Raw genomic sequence first — 7,176 nt, 5'->3', positions numbered from 1 at the left:
CCGCGCCGCCGAATGGACCCCCCGCATGGACGAAACCACCCGCGAACGCGAATACAAGGACTGGCTCAAAGCAGTCCAGCGCACCATGGGCTGGATCGAAGACAAGGAGTAGCGGCGATGACTCTCCCGCAGACCGTCCCGGCGGCGATACCCGCACTCGGGACGCACCCGACTGCCGGCCACACCCTCGGCCGCGCGGAGACCCGGGATCTGCTCGCCCGGGCCACGTACGACCTCCTGGTCATCGGCGGCGGGATCCTGGGCACCTCGGTGGCCTGGCACGCCGCCCAGTCGGGACTGCGGGTGGCGATGGTGGACGCCGGCGACTTCGCCGGCGCCACCTCGTCCGCGTCCTCCAAGCTCGTCCACGGCGGCATCCGCTACCTGCAGAACGGCGCGGTGAAGCTGGTGGCCGAGAACCACCACGAGCGCCGGGTGCTGGCCCGCGACGTAGCGCCGCACCTGGTCAACCCGCTCCCCTTCTACCTGCCTCTCTACAAGGGCGGCCCGCACGGCGCCGCCAAGCTCGGCGCCGGCGTCTTCGCCTACTCCGCGCTCTCCGGGTTCCGCGACGGCGTGGGCCACCTCATCACCCCCGGCCGGGCGGCAAGGGACGTCCCCGCGCTGCGCACCGAAGGTCTGAAGGCGGTCGCGGTCTTCGGCGACCACCAGATGAACGACTCGCGGATGGCGGTCATGACGGTACGGGCCGCCGTCGGCGCCGGCGCCGTCGTCCTCAACCACGCCGAGGTCACCGGGCTGCGCTTCACCCACGGCCAGGTGACGGGCGCGGATCTGCGGGACCGGCTGAGCGGCGACGAGTTCGGCGTCGACGCCCGGCTGGTGCTCAACGCCACCGGGCCGTGGGTGGACCACCTGCGGCGCCTGGAGGACGCCGCCGCGGCCCCGTCCATCCGGCTCTCCAAGGGCGCGCACATCGTGCTCAAGCGGCGGTCGCCGTGGCGCGCGGCGATGTCGACGTGGGTGGACAAGTACCGCGTCACCTTCGCGCTGCCGTGGGAGGACCAACTGCTGCTGGGCACCACGGACGAGCCGTACGAGGGCGATCCCGCCGCCGTGCACCCGACCGACGCCGACATCGCGCAGATCATCGACGAGGCGTCGCTTTCCGTGCGCGACGACGACCTGTCGCCCGACCTCGTGACGTACGCCTACGCCGGGCTGCGGGTGCTGCCCGGCGGTCCCGGGGGTACGGAGCAGGCCAGGCGGGAGACGGTGGTCACCGAGGGCACCGGCGGGATGCTGTCGGTGGCGGGGGGGAAGTGGACGACGTACCGGCACATCGGCCGGATGGTGCTCCGCAAGCTCGCCAAGGAGCACGGCGGGGCGATCGCCGAGGACATGCAGCCGGTGAAGTCCCTGGTACGGCGCACGCCGCTGCCCGGCGTGGCGAACCCCAACGCGGTCGCGCACCGGCTGCTCGTCGACCGCGACCCGGGCCACCGCATGGCCCCGGACACCGCTCGCCAGCTGGCCACGCACTACGGCTCGCTGTCGTTCGACATCGCCCGTCTGGCCAACGAGAACCCGGACCTGGGCGAGCGCATCCACCCCGACGGGCCCGAGATCTGGGCGCAGGTGGTCTACGCCCGCGACCACGAGTGGGCCGAGACGGAGGACGACGTGCTGCGCCGCCGCACGACGGTGACGATCCGCGGCCTGGACACCGCCGACGTACGGGCCAGGGTGCGGGAACTCCTCGCGCGCAAGCGGGGCTGAGCGCCCCGCCGCGGGCCGGAAGTCCGGAGGGGAGAGGCACCATGGGGGCGCCCCTCCCCTCCCCCGTTTCCGCCTCCCGCCGGACTCCCGCCGGATTCGCCGCCCTCCCCCGCTCCGCTCACCCGGGTCGCAGGCATAATGGAAGCACGCAGACATCGGATGTCTGTGTCAGGGAGGGCGCAAGATGGCGGTCACGGACGAGGCGATCGAGAAGATCAAAGGAATGATCGTCTCCGGCAAGCTGCGGCCGGGCGACCGGCTGCCCAAGGAGAGCGAGCTGGCGGCCGAGCTCGGCCTGTCCCGCAACTCGCTCCGTGAGGCGGTGCGCGCGCTCGCGCTGATACGCATCCTGGACGTACGGCAGGGCGACGGCACGTACGTCACGAGCCTCGACTCCCAGCTGCTGCTGGAGGCGATGAGCTTCGTCGTCGACTTCCACCGCGACGACACGGTGCTGGAGCTGCTCGCCGTACGCCGCATCCTGGAGCCCGCCGCCACCGCGCTGGCCTGCGCCGGCATCGGGGACCCCGAGCTGGACGCGCTGGAGGCGGAGCTGGCGGAGCTGGGCCACGACCCGTCCGTGGAGGAACTGGTCCGCGCCGACCTGGAGTTCCACCGCCGCATCGTGCAGGCGTCGGGGAACTCCGTGCTCAGCTCGCTGCTGGAGGGGCTGTCGGGGCCGACGGCCCGCGCCCGCATCTGGCGAGGTCTCACGCAGGAGGACGCGGTACGGCGCACGCTCACCGAGCACCGGGCGATCCTCGACGCGATGCGCAGCCGGGACGCGGAGGCGGCCAGGTCGTGGGCGACGGTGCACATCGCGAGCGTGGAGCAGTGGCTGCGCCGGACGCTGTGACCCGGGGGCCCGGACGGGAAGGGCCGGACCGCGGCCGCCTGCCGCGCCCGGCCGCCCGGCCTCAGTCCCCGAGGTAGAGCCGGCGGGCGTTGCCGCCGAAGAACGCCTCCCGCTCCGCCGCCGTCAGGTCCGCCACCGCCTCCTCGGCCAGTTCGACGACCCGCCCGTAGTCCGCCGCCAGCGTGCACACCGGCCAGTCCGAGCCGAAGAGGATCCGGCCGGGCCCGAAGACGTCGATCACGTGCCGGGCGTACGGCAGCACGTCCGCCGGCCGCCAGTGCTCCCAGTCCGCCTGCGTGACCAGGCCGGACAGCTTGCAGCTCACGTTGGGCAGCCGGGCCAGCCCCGCGACCAGGTCCGCCCACGGCTGCCACTCCCCCGCCGCGATCTGCGGCTTGCCCGCGTGGTCGAGGACGAACCGGGTATGCGGCACCGCGCGGGCCGCGGCGATCGCCGCCGGCAGCTCGCGCTCCGTCACCAGCAGGTCGTACACGAGGCCAGCCTCGCCCACGAGCCCCAGCGCCCGCAGCACGTCGGGGCGCTCCAGCCACCGCGGGTCGGGCTCCTCCTCTGCCTGGTGGCGCACCGCCCCGAGGCGCGGCGGCGTGCGGCGCAGGGTGTCCGCGTCCAGTCCGGGCGCGGTCAGGTCGAGCCAGCCGCAGACCAGCGCCACCGGCGGGTCCGGCTCCTCGCACAGCTCCAGCGTCTCCTCGTACGACGACGAGCTCTGGACCAGCACCGTGGCGTCGATGCGGTGCTCCGCCAGATGGGGCGCGAGGTCGGCCAGGGTGAACGTGCGCCGCAGCGGGTCGGCCCAGGAGCCGTCCATCCACGGCTGCGGGCGGCGGCTGATGTCCCACAGATGGTGGTGGGCGTCGATGCGCGGCATGGGCTCAGCCTCCGGTGGCCGCGGGCAGCGGCAGGTCGGCGTCGAGCAGCCCGAGTTCGACGAGCGCGAGCCAGAGCGCGTCGGGGATGTCGTACGCGAACATCTCCGCGTTCTCCCGGACGTCCCGGGTGCGGGAGGCGCCCGGGACGACGGAGACCACCGCCGGGTGCGCGAACGGGTAGCGCAGCGCCGCCGCCTTCAGCGGCACCCCGAACTCGCCGCACACCTCGGCGATTCCGCGCGCTCGCTCCACCACCTCGGCCGGCGCCTCGCCATAGTGGAACCGCCCGCCGGGCCGCGGGTCGGCGAGCAGCCCGGTGTTGTAGACACCGCCGACGACGACGGAGGTGCCGCGCCGCTCGCAGACGGGCAGCAGGTCGTCGTACGCGCTCCGCTCCAGCAGCGTCCAGCGGCCGGCGCAGAGCACCACGTCGACGTCGAGGTCGGCGACGAGCCGGCCCAGGTGGTCGCTGAAGTTCATGCCGAAGCCGATGGCGCCGACGACCTTCTCCGCCTTCAGCTCCGCGAGCGCCGCGAAGGCCGTCTCGTACACCTGCGGCAGGTGGTTCTCGACGTCGTGGAGGTACGCGATCTCCACCCGGTCGAGCCCCAGCCGCTCCAGGGACGACTCCAGCGTCGCCCTGATCCCGTCCCGGCTCAGGTCCCACACCCGGCCGCGGGCCGGGGTATCGACGAAGTCGTGGGCGGGCTCGGTCTCCCCCGGGCCGAGGGGCCGCAGCCGCCGGCCGACCTTGGTGGACACGGTGTACGAGTCCCGCGGCCGGCCCGCGAGCGCACGGCCGAGGCGCTCCTCCGACAGCCCGACGCCGTAGTGGGGCGCGGTGTCGAAGTAGCCGTAGCCGTGCGCGAACGCGGTCTCGACGATCTCGGCCGCGGTGGCGTCCGGCATCGCCCGGTAGAGGTTGCCGAGGTTGGCGCAGCCGAGGCCGAGCCTGGGTATGGGGGGCATCCGCCGCCTCTCAGTCCTGTTTCTCGCCGCTGACGAACCGGGAAATGACCAGGGCCACGATGATGATCGCGCCGTTGAGGAACTTCGTCCACTCCGCCGGCACGCCCGCGAGGGTCATCACGTTGATGACGAGCTGGAGCGTCAGCACACCGGTCAGCGCGCCGAAGAGGGTGCCGCGCCCGCCGCGCAGGCTGATGCCGCCGATGACCGCCGCGGCGAACACCTGGAAGATCATGTCCTTGCCCTGGCCGGCGGAGACCGAGCCGTAGTGGCCGGTGTAGAGCACGCCGGCGAAGGCCGCGAGCATGCCGCCGATGGCCAGCACGATCCAGGTGATGCGGTCGACGCGGATGCCCGCGGCGCGCGCCGCCTCGGGGTTGCCGCCGATGGCGTACAGCGCGCGCCCGTGCCGCAGGTAGCCGAGCATCAGCCCGCCGACGGCGTAGAGGCCGAGGCAGACGTAGACGGCGGCGGGCACGCCGAGCCAGCTCTCCTTGCCGAGGTAGGCGAAGGACTCGGGCACCTCGATGATGGACTTGCCGCCCGTGATGCCCTCGTGCAGGCCGCGCAGCATGACCAGCATGCCGAGCGTGGCGATGAAGCCGTTGACTCTGAGCTTCAGGATGAGGAAGCCGTTGAAGAGCCCGATGACGGCGCCGACGAGGAGGCAGAGGAAGATCGACGTGCCGGACGGCAGCAGTTCGATGCCGGTGAACCGGCCGCCCTCCGCGGGCAGGACGAGCCAGAGCGCGATCACCGGCGCGACGCCGATCGTCGACTCCAGCGAGAGATCCATCCGGCCGCTGATGAGGATGAGGGCCTGGGCGAGGACCAGCAGCCCGAGTTCGGTGGACTGCTGGACGACGCCGATGAGGTTGTCGGAGGTGAGGAAGGCGGGCGAGACGATGAAGCCGATCACGCCGAGCACGAAGATGACGGGTACGAGCGAGAAGTCGCGCCAGCGGCCGAGGTCGATCTCCACCCCGCCGAGCTGCAACTGCGGCTTCTTCTCCAAAGCCGCTCCGCCCTCGGCCGCGCCGGCCGGCGGTGCTGTCGACGTAGGCCGTGTCATGCTTGCTGCCCCTTTTCCGGCTGATCCCGCTGGTCGGGTTCAACTGACTGGTCTGGCTGTGCGTGCTGGTCCTGCTGTACGTGCGGGTCCTGCTGGTCCGTGCCGGTGCCGTGGTCCTGCTGCGGGTCGCGGGCCCCCGGTTCGATGCCCTCCATGGCGGCGACCAGTTCCCGGTCGGTCCAGCCGCCGCCGAACTCCGCGATCACCCGCCCGTGGAAGAGCGCGAGCACGCGGTCGCAGACGCGCAGGTCGTCCAGTTCGTCGGAGACGATGACGGCGCCGCTGCCGCCGTCGGCCACCCGCCGGACGACGCCCAGCAGGGCGTCCTTGGACTTCACGTCCACCCCCGCGGTCGGCTTGATCGCCACGAGCACGCCGGGGTCCCGGGCGAGCGCGCGGGCGATCACGACCTTCTGCTGGTTGCCCCCGGAGAGCCCGTCGACGTCCTGTGCGGGACCCGAGGTCTTGATGTCCAGCGACTCGATCATGCGCTGCGCGAACCGGCGGGTGCGCGAGGGCAGCACGGTGCCGTACGGGCCCAGTTGGTCGGCGACGGTGAGCGTGGCGTTCTCCGCGACGCTGCGCCCGGGCACCAGGCCCTGCACGTGCCGGTCCTCCGGTACGTACCCGATGCCGGCCTCCAGCGCGTGCGGCACGCTGCCGGTGCGCACGGCGGTCCCGCGCACCTCGACCCGGCCGCCGTCCGGCGCCCGCATGCCGACGAGGGTCTCGCCGATCACCGTGTTGCCGCTGGCGGCGGCGCCGGCCAGGCCGACGACCTCCCCGGCGCGCACGGCCAGGTCCAGCGGCTCGTACGCACCGGCCACGGCCAGCGCGTGCGCCCGCAGCACGGGCTCGGCGCCGCTCGCCGCCGTCGCCTGCCGCGGCAGCGCGGCGGGACCCCCGGCGCCCGCGGGCGCGCCCTCGCCCGTCATCGCCGCGACCAGGTCCTCCTTCGGCAGCCCGGAGACCGGCGCGGTGAGGATGTGCCGGGCGTCGCGGAAGACGGTGACGGTGTCGCAGAGTTCGTAGACCTCCTGGAGGTGATGGGAGATGAAGAGGAAGGCGACGCCCTGCCGCTGCAGTTCGCGCAGCTTGCCGAAGAGCCGGTCGATGCCGCCGGCGTCGAGCCGGGCGGTCGGTTCGTCGAGGATGATCAGCCGGGCGCCGAAGCTGAGGGCTCTCGCGATTTCCACGAATTGCCGCTGTTCGACGCCGAGATCCTTCGCCCGCGCCGAGGGGTCCACCTCCACGCCGTACGCCGCCAGCAGTTCGCGGGCGCGCGAGCGCAGCCGGCGCCAGTTGATGGCGCCGCCGCCGGTGTAGCGGTTGAGGAAGAGGTTCTCGGCGACCGTGAGGTCCGGGACGATCATGAGCTTCTGGTAGACGCAGGCGACCTTCGCCCGCCACGCCGCCGTATCGCCGAACGGCGGCGCGGGCGCGCCGGAGAAGGTCACGGTGCCGGCGTCGGGCCGCTCCATGCCGGTGAGCACGGAGACGAGGGTGGACTTCCCGGCGCCGTTGCGGCCGACGAGGGCGTGCGCCTCGCCGGCCGCGACCTCCAGGTGCACGCCGTCGAGCGCGAGCGTGGGGCCGAAGCGTTTGACGACGCCGTCGGCGCGTACAGCGGGGCGGGGCGCCGCGGGCAC

General features: G+C 73.1%; 6 protein-coding genes. 2 read left to right on the top strand and 4 right to left on the bottom strand.

Annotated features, from left to right (window positions below):
• The first annotated feature begins 117 nt into the window (after positions 1–117).
• Complete coding sequence (locus tag FB457_RS23300) at positions 118–1,740, top strand: glycerol-3-phosphate dehydrogenase/oxidase (RefSeq protein ID WP_145783116.1); 1,623 nt, start codon at positions 118–120, stop codon at positions 1,738–1,740.
• A gap of 184 nt (positions 1,741–1,924) precedes the next feature.
• Positions 1,925–2,596 (top strand): FadR/GntR family transcriptional regulator, encoded by a 672-nt coding sequence (locus FB457_RS23295; protein WP_047014861.1) that lies wholly within the window; start codon positions 1,925–1,927, stop codon positions 2,594–2,596.
• Positions 2,597–2,657: 61 nt separating this feature from the next.
• Here the strand turns inward: FB457_RS23295 and FB457_RS23290 are convergent, their stop codons facing one another.
• From FB457_RS23290 to FB457_RS23275, 4 genes are read right to left on the bottom strand one after another with little or no spacing between them, the layout of a single operon-like run.
• The gene (locus tag FB457_RS23290; protein WP_047014862.1) at positions 2,658–3,485 is read right to left on the bottom strand and encodes an amidohydrolase family protein; all 828 of its coding nucleotides are present in this window, start codon (positions 3,483–3,485) and stop codon (positions 2,658–2,660) included.
• Positions 3,486–3,489: 4 nt separating this feature from the next.
• Positions 3,490–4,455 carry an aldo/keto reductase gene (locus tag FB457_RS23285; protein ID WP_145783114.1) on the bottom strand — a complete coding sequence of 322 codons (966 nt, stop codon included), beginning with the start codon at positions 4,453–4,455 and terminating at the stop codon, positions 3,490–3,492.
• 10 nt (positions 4,456–4,465) lie between these two features.
• Complete coding sequence (locus FB457_RS23280; protein ID WP_486589111.1) at positions 4,466–5,527, bottom strand: ABC transporter permease; 1,062 nt, start codon at positions 5,525–5,527, stop codon at positions 4,466–4,468.
• Positions 5,524–7,176, bottom strand: a complete 1,653-nt coding sequence (locus tag FB457_RS23275; RefSeq protein ID WP_047014865.1) for a sugar ABC transporter ATP-binding protein — start codon at positions 7,174–7,176, stop codon at positions 5,524–5,526. Before FB457_RS23275 ends, FB457_RS23280 begins: the two co-directional genes overlap by 4 nt.

The organism is Streptomyces sp. CNZ287 (assembly GCF_007827615.1).
The sequence above is the reverse complement of the archived record's forward strand: the minus strand, read 5'-3'. Positions and strand labels throughout refer to the sequence as shown.

Coding starts and splice junctions, on each gene's coding strand:
- FB457_RS23300 (WP_145783116.1), top strand. CDS start 118: ATGACTCTCCCGCAGACCGTCCCGGCGGCGATACCCGCACTCGGGACG.
- FB457_RS23295 (WP_047014861.1), top strand. CDS start 1,925: ATGGCGGTCACGGACGAGGCGATCGAGAAGATCAAAGGAATGATCGTC.
- FB457_RS23290 (WP_047014862.1), bottom strand. CDS start 3,485: ATGCCGCGCATCGACGCCCACCACCATCTGTGGGACATCAGCCGCCGC.
- FB457_RS23285 (WP_145783114.1), bottom strand. CDS start 4,455: ATGCCCCCCATACCCAGGCTCGGCCTCGGCTGCGCCAACCTCGGCAAC.
- FB457_RS23280 (WP_486589111.1), bottom strand. CDS start 5,527: ATGACACGGCCTACGTCGACAGCACCGCCGGCCGGCGCGGCCGAGGGC.